This is a genomic window from Nonlabens xiamenensis (assembly GCF_003865345.1).
Taxonomy (GTDB): Bacteria; Bacteroidota; Bacteroidia; order Flavobacteriales; family Flavobacteriaceae; genus Nonlabens; species Nonlabens xiamenensis.
This window is the reverse complement of sequence record NZ_RMVE01000001.1, coordinates 88455-110031: the sequence shown is the minus strand read 5'-3', so window position 1 is coordinate 110031 and position 21577 is coordinate 88455. Positions and strand designations below refer to the sequence as shown.

Here is a 21577-nt window from a genome sequence, read left to right as displayed (position 1 = left end):
TTGAAGTTGATGGGACAATCATTAAATTTACGCCTTTAAATTAAAGAGTACATGAATATTCCTGCAGAATTAAAATATACAAAAGATCACGAGTGGATCAAGATTGATGGCAATACCGCCACTATTGGGATCACCGATTTTGCCCAAAGCGAGTTGGGTGACATTGTCTACGTAGAGGTAGAAACCCTTGATGAAACCTTGGATAGAGAAGAGGTTTTTGGAACAGTGGAAGCGGTAAAGACTGTATCAGATTTGTTCTTGCCTGTCTCCGGAACTATCGTCGAATTTAATGAGAAATTGGAAGACGAACCTGAATTGGTGAACGCTGATCCTTACGGAGAAGGTTGGATGATTAAAGTAACTATGTCTGTCGAGACAGAGGTAGAAGACCTGATGACAGCTGATGCCTACAAAGAACTGGTAGGATAAGTGATGAAAATTCTCCAGTGGCTGGCTCCTGCCTATACACTCGTCGTGATTTGGGGATCCATGTCTTCCAACGTCATGCCCCAGGTAAGTGTTTCCCACGTCGATAAGCTCTATCATGCTACCGCATATTTGTTGATGACCTTGCTATGGTATGGGTTCTTTTATGTGCGTTTTATGGCTAAGCAGTCCCATCTCAAGATCTCACTTGGAGTGGTGTTGTCCAACTTTTCAAAACCAATGGCGGTAGGCGCAGTAATTCTTTCATTCTTGATTGGAATTTTGATCGAGCTTGGACAAGGATTTGTCTCAACTGAACGTCAAATGGATATATATGACGTCCTGGCCAACGGTGTTGGCATTGTTATTGCTGCAATTATTTTGGTTGTTATCAATCATTCATTTAACAGAACTAAAAATTCATAATTCTTTTGATAGGTGAAAGAATTGATTATTTTTAGCCTTTAATACCACCACGATTATGGAAGTTAAAAAATCAGAAAAAGCAGATTTACGTAAGAACATTACGCTCTATGCCCTTTCAGGATTAGCGTTTATGTTATTGCTTTCTTGGCAAGGACTGGAATATGAATCTAAAACTGTCGAAGTAGAAGAAGTGTTTGAAGAGTCTGAAGTCTTTATGCCAGAGGAAGAAATCCCTATTACTCAAATGTTGGATACACCACCGCCACCACCGCCACCACCACCGGCACCCGAGGTTATTGAGGTCGTAGAAGATGATGTAGAGATAGAAGAGGTAGTTATTGAAGATACCGAAACTGATATCGAGGAAGAGATCGTTGAGGTAGAAGAAGTGGCAGAAGAGGTAGGGGTTGAAGAAGTAATCGCTGATGTTCCTTTTGCAATCATTGAAAATGTTCCGATTTATCCCGGTTGTGAGGACAAAAAGAATAATGCTGACCGCAAAAAGTGTATGAGTGAAAAAATTACACGATTTGTGAATAAAGAATTTAATACAGGCTTGGCAAATGATTTAGGTCTGGAAGGAAGACAAAAAATTGCCGTTCAATTTAAGATTGATCAAAAAGGTAATGTGGTCGGAATCCAATCACGTGCTAAACACCCAGCTCTTCAAAAAGAAGCTGCAAGGGTGATCAACAAACTCCCGAGCATGACTCCTGGAATGCAACGTGGAAAACCAGTTGGTGTGATTTATGCCTTGCCAATTATCTTCCAAGTGCAAGATTAACAACTTAGCGTTCATAAATGAAAAAACCCGATCAAAGTGATCGGGTTTTTTTGTGGTACGTTTCTTGAGAATATCTTGAAATAATACAAAACCATTTTATTATGAACACTTCTATTCAAAACAATGATGCTGCAACATCAAAGACAACCAGAAGGCAAGACAAGAAATCAGTCAATACCAAGGTCAATAATGTGATCAATTTCCAGATTGGTCTTATTGCTGCCTTGGTAGCTGCCTTTTTAATTATTGAAATGAATACAGCGATCAGTAATGATAGTTTTATTCCGAAACCAAAAACAAAGACCTTAACTGTGGAACCCTATGTCGGTGCATTTACAATTGTACCCAATGAACCGGTTAAGGTCGAGCCGGCAAAGCCTCAACCCAATAACGACCAACCGCAACCAAAAATTGATAAGGTATTGCCCCCTGTTCCTGTAGACGACGATCAAATCATCGACGATCAACCCGCCCAAGATGATCACCCAAACTCAAAGCCTTTGGTTAATTCTGATCACTCAACTGACTCTGCAGGTACGGATGCACCTGTAAGCGCACCTAAGGCTCCAAGCAATTCACTGATCGCCACAGTGCACGAGGTTCCTTTGTTTCCCGGTTGTAGCGCAGGTTTAGATAGAGCTGGACGTATTGATTGCCTCAACAAAAAAATGGCCAGATTTGTCCAACGTAAATTTGACACGAGCCTGGGAGACAATATCGACAAAGACCTGGTTAAAATCACGGTACAATTTACGATCGGTGTGGATGGGCTTCCTAAAGATATACTTGTAAGAGCGCCAAATGCCGATTTGGAAAAGGAGGCTAGAAAAGTGATTTCCAATCTACCCAAAATGACGCCAGGTAAGGTGGACGGTGCAGCTGTAAACGTAACTTATACCTTGCCCATAAATTTCAAGGTGGAACGTTAAATGAACTACCCTAACAGAAATGAGACAAAGCCGTGATTCAATTCATGGCTTTCTTGTTTTAAAGGCTTGTTAAATCCAGTATATTTACGCCTTAAACTGTTGGCATGAAATATTTGTTGAGTCTGTTATTCTTTATTGTTGGAGCGGGTGCTTTTGCCCAATCGGACATCGAGAGATTCCCCATTTTTCCCGATTGTGAGTCTCAAGCGGGAAAAGCCCTAGAAGATTGCTTTTACAACTCCATGTACTCTGCGCTCAAGAAAGCCTATCTGCATCCAGATATAGTGGTAGAGAGATCAACAGCAGCACTGAGATTTGAGGTAAATGAAGAAGGTAAATTTATACTCATAACCGCCGATGCTTTACAACCAGAAATAAAGGCAGCCATGACGAGTGCTTTTTCTGATCTTCCACAAATACAACCGCCCACTTTTAACGGCAACACAACTTACATGCAATTTGTGCTCAATGTGCCAGTACCCCTCGAAGAGGGAGGAAATTTTAAGGTATATAGCAACAGCACTACAAACGACGCTAATAAAAAGTCTAAACAACAACATAATGATAGTCTCGCTTTCGCGAAAGCGAATCAAGAATACGATCAGATCGTTTCTGATGCTTATGAGGCCAATCAATTGAGATCTGATGCCTTGATCCCTTTATCCTATCAGCGTTACCACAGGTATGAAGCTGCCATGAATCGCATCGGAAATAATGCACACACTGCCGTAAAACCCTATTCTTTTAATTATGTAGATCAATATTTTGACCTGGAAGCAGAACGAGAATCGCTTACCAAAAAGCGTTCCACCTGGTTGGGAAGGAAATGGTGGAATGAACATTTTTTTGAAGTTGCAGGTAAGAATTATTGGTTCACCATAGATCCCGGAGTGGACTTGCAGCTGGGGCGCGATGTGGTGGAAGAAATAAATACTTATAATAACACAAGATTGGTTCATATTACTGGTGGGGTCGGCCGACAAATTACCTTCGGTGCCAGTATACAAGAATCTCAGGCTCGTTTTCCAGGTTGGTTCCAACGTGAGGTCCAACGACGTGCACCAGACGGCGGGAATCCAGGAATTGTACCAGGTAGAGGTATCGCAGAAGATGGTGGCGAACTCATATTCGACTATCCAGTGGCTACAGGATATGTCAATTACAACCCCAGCAAATATTTTAATTTACAACTGGGGCATGGTCAGCATTTCATAGGTGACGGATATAGATCGCTGGTGTTGAGTGATAATTCACAGCCATTTCCCTATTTTAAAGTCAATGCAAAATTCTGGAAGTTGGATTACACCGTTCTCTACACTTCTTTGAGAGATGTAAGGAGCGCGGTTACAGCCGATGAATCTTTTCGTACAAAGTTTATGACGCACCATTACCTGAGTTGGAACGCTACCAAAAGGCTCAATATCGGTTTGTTTGAGAGCGTACTTTGGCAGGATGATAATCAGCGTGGGTTTGATTTTAATTACGTCAACCCTGTCATATTTTACCAGACCGTTGAATTGGAAACAGGGTCCAGAGGGGGAAATGCCTTGTTAGGCGCTACCGCCAAATACAAATTAACAGATTATGTCACCGCCTACGCCCAATTGGTGCTGGACGAGTTTTCAGGTGGATCTGTGGCCAGTGGAGATGGCAGTTATCAAAACAAAAGTGGATATCAATTGGGTCTGAAATGGCAAAACGCTTTTAAAACACCTGGGCTTTTTCTACAAGCAGAGTATAACAGGGTAAGGCCCTACACTTATTCACACAACAGTATCGTCCTGAACTATGGAAATAGTAATCAAGCCCTGGCACATCCTTGGGGAGCCAATTTTTATGAAGCAATTCTTATTGGTCGTTATACCAAAAATCGATGGTATGGAATCGCAAAATTCATCTATGGAGAACGCGGTTTTGATGTGTTGAGTGATACTGATAATGCCTTTTATGGTGGCAATATCTACAGGTCTGAAGACAACAGGATATCTGATAATGGTAATGAACTTGGCCAGGGGAATACCACAGATTTCTACTACGGACACTTAGAGGCAGGTTACCTCATCAATCCTGCCAGTAACTTGAAAGTCTATGCCCAATGGATTTATCGCAATACATTTCCAGAATTCAATAATACTGTGGTCAGAGACGAGCGTACCAGTTGGATCAACTTTGGTATTCGTACGGATATCATGAATTGGTCTTATGATCGATAATACATATTTCAGCTCAGGGAAACTTCAATCGATCAGTTTTAAGAAAAAACTAGAACAAAGTCTGAGGGGATTGGAGTAATTTTAGATCATAACTATAAAATACAATATATTATGATGGGCGGCGATTGGATGGGCTATTATCTCATCGGTGGATTGGTCATGCTCGTGAGCATGTACGTAAGCAATAAACTTAAATCCAAGTTCAGACATTATTCCAAACTGAAGTTGCAAAACGGCATGTCGGGAGCTGAAATCGCCCAGCAGATGCTGGATGATAATGGCATCCACGATGTAAAGGTCATATCTGTAGCTGGACAGTTGACCGATCATTACAATCCGCGGGACAAAACCATCAATTTAAGCGAACCTGTTTATTCCCAACGTAATGCTGCTGCCGCTGCTGTGGCTGCCCATGAGGTAGGTCATGCAGTACAACATGCTACTGCTTATAACTGGCTCGGTATGAGATCTACTCTGGTGCCAGTAGTAAGTGTAGCTTCTAAGCTTTCTCAATGGGTGATCATCGGTGGGATTGCCTTAATGGCCACAACCGCTTTTGGGAACTGGTTGTTGTTGATAGGTATTATCATGTATGGAATGGGAACTTTGTTTGCTTTTGTAACCCTACCTGTGGAGTATGATGCCAGTAAAAGAGCGTTGGCCTGGCTGGAAAACAACAGAATGTTAACCAGGGAAGAACACGAAGGTGCAGAAGATGCTCTCAAATGGGCTGCGCGTACTTATCTTGTAGCGGCTATTGGTTCTCTGGCAACCCTATTATATTTCCTGTCCATTTTCCTGCGTAGGAGATAGTAGACGACTCATAAGGTTTCTTTTATTGAAAAAAGCTGGTTTTTTTCTTGTTTGACTTAAAGCGCTTTTTAAAGGCTGAGTTTATTGTAACCCAGGTATTCGGTCTCGCTTTCGCGAAAGCGTACACCAAAAGTCTCTAATTCCTCCAGAATTGGTTGATATACCTCCTTACTGATGGGAATTTGAACGCCTGGGGTGCTGATTTTACCATCCAGGATTTTAAGTGCCGCTATTCCTACTGGAAGTCCTACAGTTTTGGCCATGGCGGTTTGCAGCTGGCCATCGCCTAAACACACCATGGTGCTGTCAATCTGTTTATTTTCTCCGTTTAATTCGTAGCCAAATTTGTGATACATCACAATCATATCTTTTTCTCCCGGACGTAAGGTCCAGGAATCTTCCAGTATTTTCTGCAGCATTTGGGCTGGAGTGGCGTTGCGTATCCCTATTTTTTTGTTGGGATTAAAAAGATCCAGTTCTTCCAATTTGAGCCACATGAAATCGTCTTGGTCTATCTTTAACTCGTGACGCATTTTGAGTTCCACACTGTCCGTTGGCGAATAGGGTAGAAAGCTGTTGACAAAATCCCGGTAGCTCATATCCTCAGAGCCTTCCAGGTGATAAGTGTCATCAGTCATACCTAGCTGCACAAAAATGTTCCAGGCCTTGCTGAAACCTACGCGCCTCATGGTACCCCTATATAAGGTAAGGATGTCCTGAAGCCCGTAAACTTCTCTATACTTTAAGCTGTTTCGGTTAGCGAGTGCTTCAAATCTGCCATAGCCCTCCACGTCCAAAAATTCAGTTCTTCTAAACAGTCTGTGATAGGGAATGTATTTGTATTTCCCTTCCTGGATAAATTTGGCGGCACCTCCTTGACCAGCCACAACAACGTTTCTGGGGTTCCAGGTAAACTTATAATTCCAAAGATTATTATCATCTTCTGGAGCCACAAGGCCACCTGTGAACGATTCAAAGGACAGCATATGTCCGCCATTTGCCCGGATACGGTCAATCACTTGCATGGCACTCATATGATCTACCCCTGGATCCACTCCAATTTCATTCATAAAAACCAAACCATTCTCCACCGCTTGTTGGTGTAATTCTTCCATCTCAGGACTCACGTAACTGGCAGTGACCAGATGTTTTTTAAAGGAGATACAATCTCTGGCAACTTCTATATGAAAACGGGCTGGCAACATTGATATCACCAAGTCGGCTTTTTCAATCTGCTGCTGTCTTTGCGATGGGTTAAAGATATCGAGCTCGAGAGGCAAAGCTTTGGGGTGATCTGCTGCCAATGATTGGGCGCTTTGAAGATTTTTGTCGGCAATCACCAATTGAAGTTGGTGTTTTTCTGATTTTTTCAATAAATAATCAACCAGTACCCCTGTAGACTTTCCTGCTCCTATAATCAAGATCTCACGCATGTGTGTCGTAAATTTGGTCCCCAAGGTAAAGGACTTGTTATAAATTCTAAAAGCCAATGCAGAAAAAAATGTTCATCATAGGTATTTTATTTGCGGTCAGCGCTGTAGTACTGGGTGCTTTGGGTGCTCATGCTTTAGAAAAAATTCTTTCACCGGAACAATTAGACAGTTTTGAGACGGGAGTAACATATCAGATGTATCATGCGCTGGCTTTACTGTTGTTTGCCCAAACCGAATTCCTAATTTCATCTTCAAAAAAAGTCATCATTGTACTCTTTTCCTGCGGAATTTTACTGTTTTCAATCAGTATTTATATGCTTTGTATGTCGGCATATTGGCAAATTGACTTGTCGTTCTTAGGACCAATTACTCCTATCGGTGGGCTATTGTTGATCTCAGGCTGGATTTTTGCCCTGTGGAAATTCATTGGATATAAGTCGGCCAATAATTAGAGAGAGCCATTTAATCGTTTTATTTTTGCGGATAAATCTTAATTAAAGGATGATCATGGGGTCAAACACCTTAACTACGCAAACGATTGCGTTAACCGAATGGGGAATCAAAAATTCCAAAATCAATTACCAACTCACGCCTAGTGAACTGCAACAGCGATCTGTTAAAGATTACGGCGGTAAAGAAACTGATAATGGCACTCTTGCGGTTCATACGGGCGAATTTACCGGCCGGTCACCTAAGGATAGGTTTATTGTCAAGGACGAGGTGACGGCAGACAAAGTCTGGTGGGGGAAAATCAACATTCCTTTTGCGTCTGATAAATTTGATGCGCTACTTGATAAAGTGACGTCCTATTTAGATGGGAAGGAGCTATTTGTCAGGGATGCTTATGCTTGTGCGCACGATGATTACCGACTCAATCTACGGGTGATCAATGAATACCCCTGGTCCAATATGTTTGCGCATAATATGTTTTTGCGTCCTGAACAGGAGGAATTGGCCGACTTTTCGCCAGAATGGACTGTGATCAATGCTCCTGGGTTTATGGCAGATCCAGCCGTTGACGGTACCAGACAACATAATTTTGCCATCTTGAACTTTTCCAGAAATATTGCCTTGATCGGTGGAACTGGCTATACTGGGGAAATCAAAAAAGGAATTTTCAGTGCATTGAATTTTATCTTGCCTGTCTATAAAAACACTTTGCCTATGCACTGTAGTGCTAATGTAGGTAAAGATGGGAATACCGCTATCTTTTTTGGTCTTAGTGGTACGGGAAAAACCACCCTTTCCACCGATCCCGATCGAGCGCTGATTGGTGATGATGAGCATGGTTGGACTGCAAATAATGAGGTTTTTAACTTTGAAGGAGGTTGTTACGCCAAGGTCATCAATCTGGATCCAAAAGGGGAGCCTGAGATTCACAATGCAATTAAGCCAGGTGCGATTTTAGAAAATGTGATTTTTAACGAGGACAAATCAGTTGATTTTGCTGATACTAGTATTACACAAAACACCAGGGTTTCTTATCCCATTTACCACATTGATAACATCAAAAAACCATCGGTAGGTAAAAACCCAAAGAATATCTTTTTCCTCACAGCCGATGCCTTTGGGGTGTTGCCTCCAATATCTAAACTCACACCAGGGCAAGCAGCCTATCATTTTATCAGTGGTTATACGGCCAAGGTAGCGGGTACAGAAGCTGGGGTAAATGAACCACAACCTAGCTTTTCAGCTTGTTTTGGCGCACCATTTATGCCTCTTCACCCTACTGAATATGCTGAAATGCTCAGTAAGAAAATGAAAGAAAATGGAGTAACAGTCTGGTTGGTCAACACCGGATGGACTGGCGGACCTTACGGTGTCGGACATCGAATGAAGTTAAAATACACCAGAGCCATGATAGCTGCAGCGCTGGATGGAACACTGGAAGAAGCCAATAAAGATAATTATCACGTACACTCCATGTTTGGTGTGGCACAACCGAGAACTTGTCCCAATGTTCCAACCGAAGTATTGAGTCCGCGAAAGTCTTGGAACAATGATAAAGGCTATTATGAAACAGCAGAAAGGTTACGACAATTCTTTATGGATAATTTCAAACAGTTTGAGGAGTTTGCTTCAGAGGAAACATTGGCTGGTGGGCCACCTAAAAAGCTCTGATAAAACAACGCAATTTTGCTGTTAAATAGAAAAACGTCCCAAATCTGATTTGGGACGTTTTTAATATTAATAATTTTCAGCAATCAGTTTTGTTGATTAGCTTTTGACTTGATATAATTTTCTATGGCCATGGTCATGGAAGGTGATTCTGGTGTAGGGGCCTGGATGTCGATACGTAAACCCATATCCTTGGCTGCCTGCATTGTTGTATTCCCAAATACAGCAATTCTGGTTTGGTCTTGAGTAAATTCTGGGAAGTTTTTGAAAAGAGATTCTATTCCACTCGGGCTGAAAAATACGAGTACATCATATTTAACATCGGCTAGATCTGAAAGATCACTGATAACCGTACGGAAAAAAATGGCGCTTTTCCATTTAACACCCAACTTGTCCAATTCGTCTGGTACTGCTCCCTTTAGTTTATCTGAACTGGGGATCAGGAAAGTCTCATTTTTGTGCTTTTTGATCAGAGGAATTAATTCCTGAAATGTACGTTTTCCCACATAAATCTTACGTTTCCTGTACACCACATATTTCTGCAAATAATAGGCTACTGCCTCACTTTGACAAAAATATTTCAAGGTATCTGGAATCTTGTAACGCATTTCCTCGGCCACTCTAAAAAAGTGATCTACTGCATTTCGGCTGGTAAGGATGATGGCAGAAAATTTGGTCAAATCTATTTTTTGTTCACGAACCTCCTTAGCAGAGACGCCCTCTACATGAATAAAGGAGCGAAAATCGATTTTTACCTTTGTTCTGTCCACCAGATTTTGGTAGGGTGAATTTTCCATTTTAGGTTCAGGCTGGGAAACTAAAATTGTTTTCACTTTCATATGCGTTATTTTCTTTTAAATAATCTCCTCACACCATAAAATACTTATATAAAAGCAAATAGGGTGTGATTTCAAGCGCGCAAAGGTACAAAATAAAATAGAAAGCTGATGAAATAATCTGCCTACGATACTGGTATAAAATGATGATATGATAGAGCAAAACAATCGCTGCAGCAAGTATCAGACTAAAAATGATAGCCTGCGGATTTCTTTTCAAGACAATTATGCTGATCACAGCCAGGGACAAAACCACATAACCCAATGCAGCTCGGTATATATTTCGCTGGTGATCTATACTTCCATAAAGGGTTTCAAAATCACCCAAGTTGGCTACTAATTTCCCTAGAATAATTTTGACCAATAAAAAAACCGAAGCCATTGTCAATGCTATCAAAAAATGATTCAGCTTTACAATGCTGTCACTCCACTGCACATACACTAAATATAGTAAGAGCGACCAGGAGACAGTATAAATCACTAAACTCCCCGATACCATTAACGAAAATCGTTCTTCTGATGTCCTGTAGATTTTTATAACCTTGCTAGTCAGTAATGCACTGAGTAGTTCAGATAGTCTCATGCTGGAGGTCCATTTGCAAAAAACAATCAACACCAGGCAAAGCAATAACAGCATGCTGATCCAGTCCTGTGATACTATGTCCCTCAGTGAATTCATAGGCTTGCCTGCAAAAGTAAGAGTATTTAACACCACTTTGTTCAGCGGGGAAATTTATTGGTTATTTTTGGACCTCAGATATGCAAAACTGTCTCATCATAATCCCCACTTACAACGAATCGGAAAACATCAAATTGATGATGGAGGCTGTATTGTCGCTGGATGAAAACTTGCATTTGTTAGTGGTAGATGATAATTCGCCAGATGGAACTGCCCGATTAGTGAAAGATCAAATGGAGGAATTTTCAGGAAGGTTATTCTTAGAAGAGCGCGAGAAAAAAAATGGATTAGGTACTGCTTACATACACGGCTTTAAATGGGCCCTGGAGCGCGGATATCAATATATTTTTGAAATGGATGCTGATTTTTCACATGATCCTAACGACATTCCCATCTTGTATGAAGCTTGCGCAATAGGGGGAGCAGAATTAGCTATCGGGAGCCGTTATGTGAAAGGTGTAAATGTGGTGAATTGGCCCATGAGCAGGGTCCTGTTGTCCTACTTTGCTTCTAAGTATGTGCGTTTGATAACTCGCATGGATATTCATGATACAACGGCCGGATTCAAATGTTATCACCGGTCACTTTTGGAAAAAATCCAATTGGATAAGATAAAATTTGTGGGTTACGCGTTTCAGATTGAAATGAAGTTCAAGGCCTGGTTGCTCAAGGCAAAGATTGTAGAAATACCTGTTATATTTACAGATAGATCAAGAGGGAAATCCAAAATGAGCAGCGGTATCTTCAACGAAGCCGTCACCGGAGTGCTTAAAATGAAATTAAAAAGCCTGATAGGGAAACTTGAGATATGAAAAAGATACTCATCAAAAATGCAAAAATCGTTAATGACGGCACGGTCCAAAATGGTGATGTGTATATTGAAGGAGATACGATCATAGAGGTCGCAGATAGTATAAGCGCCAAGAATGCAGATACCCAAATTATTGATGCAGAAGGCAAATATTTGTTGCCAGGAGTCATTGATGACCAGGTTCATTTCAGAGAACCCGGGTTAACCCACAAAGCGACGATCTCTACTGAAAGTGCGGCAGCGGTGGCAGGAGGTATCACGAGTTTTATGGAAATGCCCAATACCCAACCTCAAACTACAACCATTGAAGAATGGGAAAATAAAATGGACATAGCGTCTAGGGATAGCCATGCCAACTACGCCTTTATGTTTGGAGGGACCAATGACAATCTCAAGGAAATTTTACGGGTGGATACTGCCAGGGTTCCAGCATTGAAGCTTTTTTTAGGCTCCTCGACTGGAAACATGCTTGTAGATGACCAGGAAGTACTGAGAGAAATTTTTTCCAAGGTAAAATTGCGTATTGCCTTGCACTGTGAGGATGAAGAAACAATCAGATCCAATATGAAGCAAGCTGTTGCGAAATACGGTGAAGATATTCCTATAGATCAACATCCGGTGATCAGAAATGAGGAGGCTTGCTATAAAAGCAGCAGCAATGCCGTTGCGCTGGCCAAAGAGACAGGCGCGCGTATACACGTTTTTCATTTGTCCACTGGAAAAGAAACTTCCTTGTTTGATAATCAAGTACCTATTCAGGAAAAACAAATAACTTCAGAGGTATGTATACATCACCTTTGGTTCAGTGATGAGGATTATGCGCAACGTGGTAAGTTGATCAAGTGGAATCCATCGGTAAAATCACCCAAAGACCGTGAGCAATTATGGGAGGCTTTGCTAGATGATCGCATTGATGTGATTGCCACAGACCATGCACCTCACACCTGGGAAGAAAAGCAAAACCCATATACATCTTGTCCGAGCGGAGGCCCGTTAGTTCAACATGCACTTCCGGCTATGCTGCAATTTGTTCATGAAGAACGGATAAGTATTGAAAAAGTCGTAGAAAAAATGTGTCATCATCCAGCCTTATTATTTGATATCAAGGAACGCGGATTTATCAGGCAAGGATATAAGGCTGATCTGGTTCTTGTCGATCCTAACAACCCCTGGACGGTCACAAAAGAAAACGTCATTGCCAAATGTGGTTGGTCGCCATTTGAGGGCGTCACCTTCAAGAGTCGTATTACACATACTTTTGTCAATGGTCAGCTGGCTTACCATAATTTCAAAGTGACAGATGCCAAATATGGAACAGAACTAGCTTTTGAGAGATGAAAATTTTAATCAGCATTTTACTATTGATTGGTTGCCTATTTTCCTGTACCAGTGTAGAGCGTTCCAAAAAACCTGAACGCCTTTATTCGGAAGAAAAAATGGTGGACATCATGACCGATATTTATATTATGGAATCGGCTATTTCTTCAAATAAGCGGGCTTATGAAGAAACTAACATACAACCCTCGCCGTATATTTATAAGAAATACAATACGGACAGTTTACAATTCCAAGAAAACCTTTTCTATTATCTAGATCGTATAGAAAAGTACCAATCTTTAATGGAAAGAGTAGAGAAAAAGGTAGAGGTGCTTAAAGATTCTTTGGCCGTCAGGCAAGAGCGTATTAACCAGCAGTATTCCGAGGAAAAACCGATCCCGAAAGACTCTATTCTACCAGATATCCAATTGAGAGAACTTGATCCAGATGAAGAGTATTAAAGACTATCTACGGTAATAGGTGGAAATTCTTTGGATACTTTCCTCGAGTGGTATCAAGGTAAATGGAATAAGTTGCTGAATTTTTTCATTCGAATAAGAAGTTGTCGAATAAAGACTAGTAACAGTAGCACTACTCAATCGTCTTGGGAAACCTAAAAGATCTGGGATCTTGAGAAAGGCAGATGCTAGCTGGACAAGCCATTTGGGGAGAAGGATTCTGGGGGGTTTCACTTTCAATTGCTTGGCTATTTCACTTAAAAGGTCTTTGTATTTAAGATTGCGAGAAACCAGAATAAAACGCTCGTTTTTGACATTGTTTTCCATCAACCACTGCATACATCGCACCACATCTCTGACATCAATGAACCCGCTGCCGCCAGAGGTGTAAAATAAATTCCCATTGGCTGTGCGACCGAAAAGTTGGCCTGAGCCTTGTTGCCAATTACCTTCTCCCAAGATTACCCCTGGATTGACAATGATCACCTGCATGTTTTCCTGAGTTGCCCGCCAGGCCTCCATTTCTGCACCAAATTTAGTAATGGCGTAATCCGTATGTTCTCCATCCAGGTTGAAGTAATCTTCCTCAGTGACTTCTGATTGACCTATTGGATCACCCAGCGCTGCGATACTACTGACATGGCAGAATTTTTTCACGCCTTTGCTCAAGGCCAGATTGATCAAGTTCTCAGTACCGCGCATATTAATCGCTTTCATCACTTCAAAGTGATTTTCCTTCAAGGATGCGGCACAATGATATACCTGCTGGATTCCCTGCATGGCCCGGTCTAAACTGGGAATATCAAGAAGTTCCGCCTGAATCCAATTGAATTGATCTACAAAGGCAGCCTGCCCTTGACCGTAAGACTCAAAAATATACCTGGTTTTTTCTAGCTGCTCTTTGTCGCGATATATGGCGGTGATTTGCTCTGCGCTTTCGCGAAAGCGATACAACAAATGTCCACCAACAAGTCCGGTACCTCCAGTTACCAATATCATGTGGTAAAAGTAAGCAATCCCCATCTGAAAAAGGCGGGCATGAAAGCCAAAGCATATATATTTGCAGGCATAAATCTAGTAGTATGGCTTACAATTTTGTAGAAGAATTGAGATGGAGGGGAATGGTACATGATATCATGCCTGAAACTGAAGAAATGATGCAGAAAGAAACCGTGACAGGTTATATCGGTTTTGACCCCACTGCCGACTCACTACATATAGGTAGTCTGGTACAAATTATACTGTTGATGCACCTTCAGCGGGCAGGCCATCGACCAGTGGCGCTTGTAGGAGGAGCAACCGGAATGATTGGTGACCCAAGCGGAAAGAGTGCAGAACGCAACCTGTTGACACAAGATATTTTGGAAAAAAATATCGCTGGTGTCAAATCTGTCATATCCAGATTTATTGATTTTGAAGGAGGGAAAAAAAAATCTAGAGCTTTGATGGTCAATAATTATGACTGGATGAAGGATTTTGGATTGATTGATTTTGCACGGGATATTGGCAAACATATTACCGTCAATTATATGATGGCCAAGGAATCAGTTAAAAAACGTGTATCTGGAGAAGGAGATGGAATGAGTTTTACTGAATTTACTTATCAACTCTTCCAAGGCTATGACTACCTGCATTTATATGAAACCTTGGGTTGTAAACTGCAAATTGGCGGATCCGACCAATGGGGCAATATCACTACAGGAACGGAGTTAATCCGCAGAAAAGCCAGGGGAAAAGCTTATGCACTTACTACGCCTCTTGTAACCAAAGCCGACGGAACTAAGTTTGGGAAAACTGAATCCGGAAATATATGGCTGGATGCACATAAAACCAGCGTTTACCAATTTTATCAGTTTTGGGTAACGTCTACAGATGAAGATGCGGCTAATTGGATCAAGATATTTACCTTTTTGGATCAGGAAACTTGCCAATCGCTAATCGATGAACATCAAAAGGATCCAGGCTACCGGGTCTTACAAAAACGCCTCGCTGAGGAGGTAACGGTAATGGTGCATGGAAGAGAAGCATATGACACTGCGGTTGAGGCTTCAAAGATTCTTTTCTCTAAAAAGGTCACACCAGAACAATGGGGTAAAATGGACCATGCTACCCTATTAGAAATTTTTGAAGGGGTCCCGCAAGTGACTATTGACAGGAGCCTGATCAAAGACGGTGTAGATATTGTAGAATTTTGCAATGAAATTACCGGTTTTCTCAATTCGAATGCTGAAGTGCGTCGCGCTCTCAAGGAAAATAGCCTCAGTATCAACAAAAACAAAGTTTCGGCAGGTAAAATGGTGTCTGAGGACGATGTGATAGCCGACAATATGATCCTACTACAACGCGGTAAAACGACTTACTTTTTAGTACTTCTAGATGAGTGACATAGATAAGCTTGATTTCCCTACTTAATGAGAACCAACAGCCATCAGGTTACAACCCCTGATATCTGAATGATCAAATCTACCTAGTACCTCAAACTTGCCGTTGGGGTGAGTTTTGCCCAGGTCTTGTGTAGCGATAAAAGAACAGGAATGGAGATTGGCCAGATCGATGACATTTATTCCTCCTGTTCTTCCATGGGGAGCTAGGGAAAGTGGATCATTGGTTTGGCGGGTGAGCACTTTCATCCAGGGCGGTGTCTCAAATAGTTGCCCGTTTAAAGCATAGGCTTGCGATAGTAGTTCGGTCATTCCGTACTCACTTTGGATTTGAGCACCCGGAAAAGCATTTCTCAAAATGTCATGCAGTTCAGATTTGATGATTTCTTTGCGCATACCTTTCATTCCACCAGTCTCGATGATATAGGTGTTTTCAAGTTGCTGCGGAAATTTTTCTGCCAACGCTAACAAGGCAAAGCTAACTCCCAACAAGATAATTTTTCTGGAAGAATTGGATAACTCTTTGAGAAGTTGGGAAAGCGTTTCAAGTTCGTTGAGGTAGAATCCGCTATCTGGGTGATTGGACTGATTGATCCATCGCTGGGCCATGTGAACCAGAGAAGACCCGGTGCGCTCGAGGTAATGCGGTAACAAGGCCAAGATCACATAATCTTCCGGATTTCCATAAATCCTTGCAAAGCTTTTATCCAGACTTTGATGATAAATATCCACATCGCTTACATAGTGTTTTGATCGCTCCATACCGGTGGTGCCACTGCTGGTAAAAACAATTTGCGGGTCGTGTTTAGGGATGAATACCTCATGAGATTTAAACAAAGAAATCGGTAGAAACGGTATTTGTTCAACATCTTTTACCGGCCGATCCAATAAATCACAAAACTTCTGATAGACTTCATTGTGCTCCCTTTGGTACAGGTAGATTCTCCATGCCATATCTTCAAAAGAAGCATCTGAATCAATGTTAAAAATAGATGAGGGATCGGGAGCGGTCATGCCAGCAAAAGTAAATAAAAAAAGCGCCGCAGATGATTGCGGCGCTTGATGTATAAGGTAATGTATACCTAGTTATTTGATGACCAGCTTACGTGTTTGTGCTGCACCATTTTGACTGATCTTTACAATGTAAAGACCTGCATCTAGGTTGGATACATTGATTTCAGACTGTATATTTTTAGTTTGAAGAACTGCTTGTCCCAATGCGGAATAGATTGTTACCTCAAAATCTCCAGCATTTCTGTTCTCAATACGTACGATTCCATTATCAACAGGATTAGGATACATTATGAATTGAGCCTGGTTCAAAGAGCCAGTGGACAAGGTTGAGATATCGTCATTATTCCTGGGCTGAATAAAATATCCATTAGATCTCTGTGTGATAAAACCGGCAAGGTCTGTTGGGGCGGTGGGTACAATCTCACCATCGTAAGAGGCCCCAAACAAAGATCTATGCATGAAGGTATCACTTCCTACAGAAATTGGCTCTTCACTCCCATTAGAGAATGTAATAACTCCATCTGCATTGTCGTAAGTAACACCATTGATTTGTACGATTTCAGATTCATAATCCTCTGGGTTAGTATTCAAGTCGCTTATAGTTACTATTTCGGGTGTTGTTACATTACCAGTAGATGTTGGCGCTCCTGTATCTGCGGTTGGTGTCAATTGCAACAAACCGTTGAACTCACTCAAGGTTCCTGTTACTCCTGTCACACCGTCGCCTCTTACAAGAGCAGTGGTGATGATACCGTTGTTATCGTCGATAACGATTCCTGCAGTAGCATCCTGGATCCATTTTTGATTTCTAAAAGATTCTGTATGTGTAACAAATACTTCGCCAGTGACTGTATACACTGTTGTAGAAGGGAGAGTTACTGCTCTCAAAGCTGCAATATTAGCAACTTGTTGGCTAGCAGCTACTTCAAAATTTACGGTTTGCAATACAGAAGGTGTCAAAGAATTCCCACTGTTGTCTACTAATTCTAAAGTGATACTGTGCTGTCCAGAAGCTATTCCAGTGAAACTGATATCCGTAGTATCAAATTTATCCACCGGTGCAGCAGCATCTAGTGCGTATTGAACATAACCGTCGCCACCAGACTGAGCTACATTGAAGTTATTGACAAGGAATGATACATTGAAATCACCAGAGGCAAGTACTTCATTATCGGCTGGGCTTGTGATGGAAAGACTAGGAGCAGGCGCACCTTCAAACACATTAATATCATCAAAGAACATTTCTTCTCCACCTGCATTAACTTCAGCCACCACGCGGATTTGCAAAGTGCTGGTTCCGGTAAGTCCAGAAACAGTTACAATTTCAGGAGTTGTACCATTCCAATCCGTTCCATTTTTTTCACCAAGAAAAGTGTGGGTTGCATCCCCCAGGTTGTTCCAGTCCTGAACCAGGACGTAAGCTCCACCATCGATAGAATAAAGAATATCCAAATAGTCACTAGATTCAAATCCTCCATTGTTGTTGGAAGCAGCTACAGAAAAATTAAATGCACCGGTAGCAGTGGAAATGTCTATAGATTCTGACTCCCATATGGTAGGTCCGTCCGTATCACGGAAACTGAAAATTCCGCCAGTCAATTTGGCCCAATCAGAATTTGCGGTAAGTGAAGCTGCGCTGGCATCTATAGTCCAGGCAACATTTGAAGGATAGTCACCGATGTTAATGATACCACCGCCGGTTATACCTTCCACACCTGTGTTATCAATTGGTGTACTAAAGTCTTCGTTGTACATGACCTGTGCCATGGATATGCTGGAGACCAATAGCAATAGGTAAAACGTGTAAATTTGTTTCATTATATGTGATTTTTTGCAAATATACGTTTATCATTGAGGTCTATCAATTGGTTCTCAGATATTTAATAATTAGGTAACATTTGCTCGATGACTCCTGATTATCAGACTTTTATTTCACAAATTTCAGGTGCTCTACATTTGACTTCATTTCCCGTAATTTTTTTCCTTAAATTCCCGATTGGAAACAATGAGTTAACCTAATACTAACATCGGCTTAAAACCCTTGGCCGTACATCTTATTAAATTTAGCGATTCAGACCATGACAGAAGAAGAAATGAAAGAAGCTAAAGCCAAAATCCTACTTGTGGATGACGAACCAGATATCCTGGAGATCGTTGGTTACAACCTAAAGAATGAAGGTTATAAAGTATACACTGCCGAAAATGGAGAGGAAGGCTTAAAAAAAGCCAAAAAGAAAAAACCGGACTTAATCATTCTTGATGTCATGATGCCCGTTATGGACGGGATCGAGGCCTGTGAAAAAATGAGGAAGGTAAAGGATCTAGACAATACAGTCATCACTTTTCTTACAGCTCGAGGAGAGGATTATTCCATGATCGCTGGTTTTGATACGGGAGCCGATGACTATATCACCAAACCGATCAAACCCAGGGTATTGGTGTCCAAAGTAAAGTCACTATTGCGCAGAAAGAAAAATCCCGAGCAGAAATCAGGCAACATCCTTAAATTAGGAGATCTGACTATTGATAAGGATCAATACAAAATCATCTATAAAGGTGATGAGATGGTATTGCCTCGCAAAGAGTTTGAATTGCTGGCCCTATTGACCAGTAAACCGGGAAAGGTGTTTACCAGGGAAGAGATACTTGACGTAGTTTGGGGAATAGAGGTAGTTGTGGGAGGTCGTACCATTGATGTACATATCAGAAAACTCCGTGAGAAACTTGGCGACCGCAGCTTTAAGACAGTCAAAGGTGTAGGCTATAAATATGTCAAATAACAGCAATGTAGTGCCCAAAAGAAAGAGTTACAAATTTGCCATACGGTCTTCCGTATATATTTCATTGGTCACAGCTGCTTCATTATATCTTCTTTTTTCGGTTTTTGAAATTTCCTATCCTTGGGAGTTGCTCGCATTAGTGTTTGCAGTCGTCTTTTTGAGCTCATATTTTATTATTCAATTCAGGGTGCAACGCTTTATATACCGGCGGATCAAAAAAATCTACGAAGACGTTTCCCTCTTGGAATCAACCAGTCTGAGTAAACAAGAAATCGCAACAGATATGCGCACCCTAAGAGAACAGGTGGAAAGGTTTGCTAAGAACAAAAAAATTGAAATTGAAACCTTGAAGGTCCGTGAAAATTACAGAAAAGAGTTTTTAGGGAATATATCACACGAACTTAAAACACCATTGTTTACTGTACAAGGTTATATAGACACCTTAATTGATGGCGCTCATAAGGATAAGGCTATTCGTAAAAAGTATCTCCAACGAGCCCAAAAAGGTGTCGAGCGATTAACCTATATCGTTCAGGATATGGATATGATCACCCGTTTGGAGGTAGGTGATATGAGTTTAGATAAAGAAGAGTTTGATGTGGTCGAACTCATCCGCCAAGTCTTCGACCAGTTTGAAATGAAGGCAGCCAAGAAGAATATTTCGCTCATATTTGATATGAACTATACTCAACCTATTCTGGTTTACGGTGATCAGGACAGGATCCAGCAAGTGGTGGCCAATCTTGTGGTTAATTCCCTCAAATATGGACGTACTAACGGAACTACTGAAGTAGCCATAGAAGACCTAATCGATAATAAAGTCATTGTCAGGGTGACGGACAACGGGGAAGGAATCAAGGCTGAATACATTCCACGACTTTTTGAACGATTTTTTAGAGTGGATCGCACGGGTTCACGTAAAGAAGGTGGATCTGGTTTGGGACTCGCCATTGTAAAACATATTCTGGATGCCCACGGCGAGCGTATTTACGTGGACAGCGAGTTGGGAATCGGTTCTGAGTTTTCCTTTACCTTAGAGAAGGTTTCCGCCAAAATCTCTGATATGGAGGTGGTATCTGATTGAATAGCGCCTAATCCGGCATAATTTTCTACCTGATTGAGCATTTCAATATTGAATTGCTCTTGGGTAGCAAAGGGAACAATTCCTTTTTGGGCCAAACTTTCTGCCAGATATTCCTGTTCAAATTGCCCAGGAGTAGGAATAAAGAAGGCTTTCTTACCCAATTTATTCAGATCCATGATGGTTGTATAACCACTGCGGCACAGTACCAACTCACTGCGGTCCATAGCTTTTTGCAAGCTATCGGTGGACAAATAATTGTAATAAGTTAGGTTTTTATTTTTTTTGGTGAATTGCTTCTTTTCCACTTTACCCGCCACAAAAAGTATCTTTCCTTCGTATTGTTTAACCTCTTCCAACAATTTTTTTTCAAGAATGCTGCGTTGAGGTTCTGGTCCAGAGAGCAAAACCAATAAATCATATTTCTTATCACCTGGGGAACCAAGTTGAAATCTGGATAGTGGGCCCAGATATACTTTTTCAAGGTCGGCATCCTCATTGAATGATAACTTCCCGCTGAGATTGTTAACGCCATTCACATCTGGAATCCAGCAGGCATCAAATTTCTTGATGTAGTGTAAATGCAGTTGGGTGCTTAACCAAGTCGTATTTCCTGAGAGAACTTGTAATTGATGAGTAAGAATGACACAAGGCACCAAAGCGCTATAAAGTCCCAGTCTATTGTCGGAGATCACCCCACTGATCTCATGTTTTAAGATAAGATGATTGAGCAATTTATGCTCGTTGCGTATCGCCATCCATATCTTTGGGGAGTCTTTCAATAATTTCAAACGTAAATCTTGCCCTTTCTTGGAATACTCTATTTTGTAGGACGGCAGTTTTAGTGCAAGCAGTGACGGAAATTCTTTTTTAAGCAAAGCAAGTGCGTTACCGTCGCTTGCGATTATAGGAATATCCCCATTTTGCAAAATAGACCTAATGATAGGAATGCATCGGGTGGCATGTCCCAGCCCCCAGTTCAATGGTGCTACCAAAATGTTTTTGGATATTTGCATACCTCAAATATACAATGCCTTCACATTCAATTATATTTGTAATCTTTTAAGTAACCTTTAAA

General features: G+C 41.3%; 21 protein-coding genes. 14 read left to right on the top strand and 7 right to left on the bottom strand.

Going from position 1 to position 21577, the window contains the following annotated elements:
* The first annotated feature begins 51 nt into the window (after positions 1-51).
* The 6 genes from gcvH to EGM47_RS00540 all read left to right on the top strand — a co-directional run bounded on the left by gcvH (position 52) and on the right by EGM47_RS00540 (position 5591).
* A complete protein-coding gene (gene gcvH, locus EGM47_RS00565; RefSeq protein ID WP_124978827.1) occupies positions 52-429 on the top strand; it encodes a glycine cleavage system protein GcvH in 378 nt (125 codons plus the stop codon).
* Between the two features lie 3 nt (positions 430-432).
* The gene (locus EGM47_RS00560) at positions 433-852 is read left to right on the top strand and encodes a VanZ family protein (RefSeq protein WP_240642041.1); all 420 of its coding nucleotides are present in this window, start codon (positions 433-435) and stop codon (positions 850-852) included.
* Between the two features lie 55 nt (positions 853-907).
* Positions 908-1636 carry an energy transducer TonB gene (locus tag EGM47_RS00555; protein ID WP_124978825.1) on the top strand — a complete coding sequence of 243 codons (729 nt, stop codon included), beginning with the start codon at positions 908-910 and terminating at the stop codon, positions 1634-1636.
* A 101-nt stretch (positions 1637-1737) separates the two neighbouring features.
* The gene (locus EGM47_RS00550) at positions 1738-2565 is read left to right on the top strand and encodes an energy transducer TonB (protein WP_124978824.1); all 828 of its coding nucleotides are present in this window, start codon (positions 1738-1740) and stop codon (positions 2563-2565) included.
* A gap of 104 nt (positions 2566-2669) precedes the next feature.
* Positions 2670-4778, top strand: coding sequence for a hypothetical protein (locus tag EGM47_RS00545; protein ID WP_164510794.1), 2109 nt, complete (start codon positions 2670-2672; stop codon positions 4776-4778).
* A gap of 114 nt (positions 4779-4892) precedes the next feature.
* The gene (locus tag EGM47_RS00540; protein WP_394341778.1) at positions 4893-5591 is read left to right on the top strand and encodes a zinc metallopeptidase; all 699 of its coding nucleotides are present in this window, start codon (positions 4893-4895) and stop codon (positions 5589-5591) included.
* Positions 5592-5659: 68 nt separating this feature from the next.
* On the opposite strand, the gene EGM47_RS00535 is transcribed toward EGM47_RS00540, so the two are convergent.
* Positions 5660-7024 carry a saccharopine dehydrogenase family protein gene (locus EGM47_RS00535; RefSeq protein ID WP_124978822.1) on the bottom strand — a complete coding sequence of 455 codons (1365 nt, stop codon included), beginning with the start codon at positions 7022-7024 and terminating at the stop codon, positions 5660-5662.
* Positions 7025-7080: 56 nt separating this feature from the next.
* Here EGM47_RS00535 and EGM47_RS00530 point away from each other — a divergent pair, with 56 nt between their 5' ends.
* Positions 7081-7476 carry a DUF423 domain-containing protein gene (locus EGM47_RS00530; protein ID WP_124978821.1) on the top strand — a complete coding sequence of 132 codons (396 nt, stop codon included), beginning with the start codon at positions 7081-7083 and terminating at the stop codon, positions 7474-7476.
* A gap of 55 nt (positions 7477-7531) precedes the next feature.
* Positions 7532-9145, top strand: coding sequence for a phosphoenolpyruvate carboxykinase (ATP) (pckA, locus tag EGM47_RS00525; RefSeq protein WP_124978820.1), 1614 nt, complete (start codon positions 7532-7534; stop codon positions 9143-9145).
* Between the two features lie 83 nt (positions 9146-9228).
* Here the strand turns inward: pckA and EGM47_RS00520 are convergent, their stop codons facing one another.
* Positions 9229-9981 (bottom strand): uroporphyrinogen-III synthase, encoded by a 753-nt coding sequence (locus EGM47_RS00520; protein WP_124978819.1) that lies wholly within the window; start codon positions 9979-9981, stop codon positions 9229-9231.
* Between the two features lie 28 nt (positions 9982-10009).
* Entirely contained in the window at positions 10010-10615 is a 606-nt protein-coding gene (locus EGM47_RS00515) for a DUF4271 domain-containing protein (protein WP_262707051.1), read from the bottom strand.
* 122 nt (positions 10616-10737) lie between these two features.
* Here EGM47_RS00515 and EGM47_RS00510 point away from each other — a divergent pair, with 122 nt between their 5' ends.
* From EGM47_RS00510 to EGM47_RS00500, 3 genes are read left to right on the top strand one after another with little or no spacing between them, the layout of a single operon-like run.
* Positions 10738-11469 (top strand): polyprenol monophosphomannose synthase, encoded by a 732-nt coding sequence (locus EGM47_RS00510; protein WP_124978817.1) that lies wholly within the window; start codon positions 10738-10740, stop codon positions 11467-11469.
* Positions 11466-12806, top strand: a complete 1341-nt coding sequence (locus EGM47_RS00505) for a dihydroorotase (RefSeq protein WP_124978816.1) — start codon at positions 11466-11468, stop codon at positions 12804-12806. The genes EGM47_RS00510 and EGM47_RS00505 overlap by 4 nt, the downstream gene beginning before the upstream one ends.
* Positions 12803-13246, top strand: coding sequence for a DUF4296 domain-containing protein (locus EGM47_RS00500; protein ID WP_124978815.1), 444 nt, complete (start codon positions 12803-12805; stop codon positions 13244-13246). Before EGM47_RS00505 ends, EGM47_RS00500 begins: the two co-directional genes overlap by 4 nt.
* A 3-nt stretch (positions 13247-13249) precedes the next feature.
* On the opposite strand, the gene EGM47_RS00495 is transcribed toward EGM47_RS00500, so the two are convergent.
* Complete coding sequence (locus tag EGM47_RS00495; protein WP_124978814.1) at positions 13250-14242, bottom strand: NAD-dependent epimerase/dehydratase family protein; 993 nt, start codon at positions 14240-14242, stop codon at positions 13250-13252.
* Positions 14243-14325: 83 nt separating this feature from the next.
* Between EGM47_RS00495 and tyrS the strand changes: the two genes are divergently transcribed.
* Positions 14326-15627 carry a tyrosine--tRNA ligase gene (tyrS, locus tag EGM47_RS00490; protein WP_124978813.1) on the top strand — a complete coding sequence of 434 codons (1302 nt, stop codon included), beginning with the start codon at positions 14326-14328 and terminating at the stop codon, positions 15625-15627.
* A gap of 24 nt (positions 15628-15651) precedes the next feature.
* Here tyrS and EGM47_RS00485 read toward each other — a convergent pair whose 3' ends face one another.
* Together EGM47_RS00485 and EGM47_RS00480 are read right to left on the bottom strand one after the other, a co-directional pair.
* Positions 15652-16578, bottom strand: coding sequence for a long-chain-fatty-acid--protein ligase (locus tag EGM47_RS00485; RefSeq protein WP_240642039.1), 927 nt, complete (start codon positions 16576-16578; stop codon positions 15652-15654).
* A 132-nt stretch (positions 16579-16710) separates the two neighbouring features.
* Complete coding sequence (locus EGM47_RS00480; RefSeq protein WP_124978811.1) at positions 16711-18456, bottom strand: T9SS type A sorting domain-containing protein; 1746 nt, start codon at positions 18454-18456, stop codon at positions 16711-16713.
* 275 nt (positions 18457-18731) lie between these two features.
* Between EGM47_RS00480 and EGM47_RS00475 the strand changes: the two genes are divergently transcribed.
* Together EGM47_RS00475 and EGM47_RS00470 are read left to right on the top strand one after the other, a co-directional pair.
* Positions 18732-19418, top strand: coding sequence for a response regulator transcription factor (locus tag EGM47_RS00475; RefSeq protein WP_124979636.1), 687 nt, complete (start codon positions 18732-18734; stop codon positions 19416-19418).
* Positions 19408-20502 carry a sensor histidine kinase gene (locus EGM47_RS00470; RefSeq protein ID WP_124978810.1) on the top strand — a complete coding sequence of 365 codons (1095 nt, stop codon included), beginning with the start codon at positions 19408-19410 and terminating at the stop codon, positions 20500-20502. The genes EGM47_RS00475 and EGM47_RS00470 overlap by 11 nt, the downstream gene beginning before the upstream one ends.
* Here EGM47_RS00470 and EGM47_RS00465 read toward each other — a convergent pair.
* Complete coding sequence (locus tag EGM47_RS00465; protein ID WP_124978809.1) at positions 20406-21515, bottom strand: glycosyltransferase; 1110 nt, start codon at positions 21513-21515, stop codon at positions 20406-20408. The two genes, EGM47_RS00470 and EGM47_RS00465, sit on opposite strands and share 97 nt — an antisense overlap.
* Between the last annotated feature and the right edge of the window lie 62 nt (positions 21516-21577).

What these genes read in the sequence shown, in the direction of transcription:
- gcvH (WP_124978827.1), top strand. Translation starts at nt 52, where the DNA reads ATGAATATTCCTGCAGAATTAAAATATACAAAAGATCACGAGTGGATC.
- EGM47_RS00560 (WP_240642041.1), top strand. Translation starts at nt 433, where the DNA reads ATGAAAATTCTCCAGTGGCTGGCTCCTGCCTATACACTCGTCGTGATT.
- EGM47_RS00555 (WP_124978825.1), top strand. Translation starts at nt 908, where the DNA reads ATGGAAGTTAAAAAATCAGAAAAAGCAGATTTACGTAAGAACATTACG.
- EGM47_RS00550 (WP_124978824.1), top strand. Translation starts at nt 1,738, where the DNA reads ATGAACACTTCTATTCAAAACAATGATGCTGCAACATCAAAGACAACC.
- EGM47_RS00545 (WP_164510794.1), top strand. Translation starts at nt 2,670, where the DNA reads ATGAAATATTTGTTGAGTCTGTTATTCTTTATTGTTGGAGCGGGTGCT.
- EGM47_RS00540 (WP_394341778.1), top strand. Translation starts at nt 4,893, where the DNA reads ATGGGCGGCGATTGGATGGGCTATTATCTCATCGGTGGATTGGTCATG.
- EGM47_RS00535 (WP_124978822.1), bottom strand. Translation starts at nt 7,024, where the DNA reads ATGCGTGAGATCTTGATTATAGGAGCAGGAAAGTCTACAGGGGTACTG.
- EGM47_RS00530 (WP_124978821.1), top strand. Translation starts at nt 7,081, where the DNA reads ATGCAGAAAAAAATGTTCATCATAGGTATTTTATTTGCGGTCAGCGCT.
- pckA (WP_124978820.1), top strand. Translation starts at nt 7,532, where the DNA reads ATGGGGTCAAACACCTTAACTACGCAAACGATTGCGTTAACCGAATGG.
- EGM47_RS00520 (WP_124978819.1), bottom strand. Translation starts at nt 9,981, where the DNA reads ATGAAAGTGAAAACAATTTTAGTTTCCCAGCCTGAACCTAAAATGGAA.
- EGM47_RS00515 (WP_262707051.1), bottom strand. Translation starts at nt 10,615, where the DNA reads ATGCTGTTATTGCTTTGCCTGGTGTTGATTGTTTTTTGCAAATGGACC.
- EGM47_RS00510 (WP_124978817.1), top strand. Translation starts at nt 10,738, where the DNA reads ATGCAAAACTGTCTCATCATAATCCCCACTTACAACGAATCGGAAAAC.
- EGM47_RS00505 (WP_124978816.1), top strand. Translation starts at nt 11,466, where the DNA reads ATGAAAAAGATACTCATCAAAAATGCAAAAATCGTTAATGACGGCACG.
- EGM47_RS00500 (WP_124978815.1), top strand. Translation starts at nt 12,803, where the DNA reads ATGAAAATTTTAATCAGCATTTTACTATTGATTGGTTGCCTATTTTCC.
- EGM47_RS00495 (WP_124978814.1), bottom strand. Translation starts at nt 14,242, where the DNA reads ATGATATTGGTAACTGGAGGTACCGGACTTGTTGGTGGACATTTGTTG.
- tyrS (WP_124978813.1), top strand. Translation starts at nt 14,326, where the DNA reads ATGGCTTACAATTTTGTAGAAGAATTGAGATGGAGGGGAATGGTACAT.
- EGM47_RS00485 (WP_240642039.1), bottom strand. Translation starts at nt 16,578, where the DNA reads ATGGCATGGAGAATCTACCTGTACCAAAGGGAGCACAATGAAGTCTAT.
- EGM47_RS00480 (WP_124978811.1), bottom strand. Translation starts at nt 18,456, where the DNA reads ATGAAACAAATTTACACGTTTTACCTATTGCTATTGGTCTCCAGCATA.
- EGM47_RS00475 (WP_124979636.1), top strand. Translation starts at nt 18,732, where the DNA reads ATGAAAGAAGCTAAAGCCAAAATCCTACTTGTGGATGACGAACCAGAT.
- EGM47_RS00470 (WP_124978810.1), top strand. Translation starts at nt 19,408, where the DNA reads ATGTCAAATAACAGCAATGTAGTGCCCAAAAGAAAGAGTTACAAATTT.
- EGM47_RS00465 (WP_124978809.1), bottom strand. Translation starts at nt 21,515, where the DNA reads ATGCAAATATCCAAAAACATTTTGGTAGCACCATTGAACTGGGGGCTG.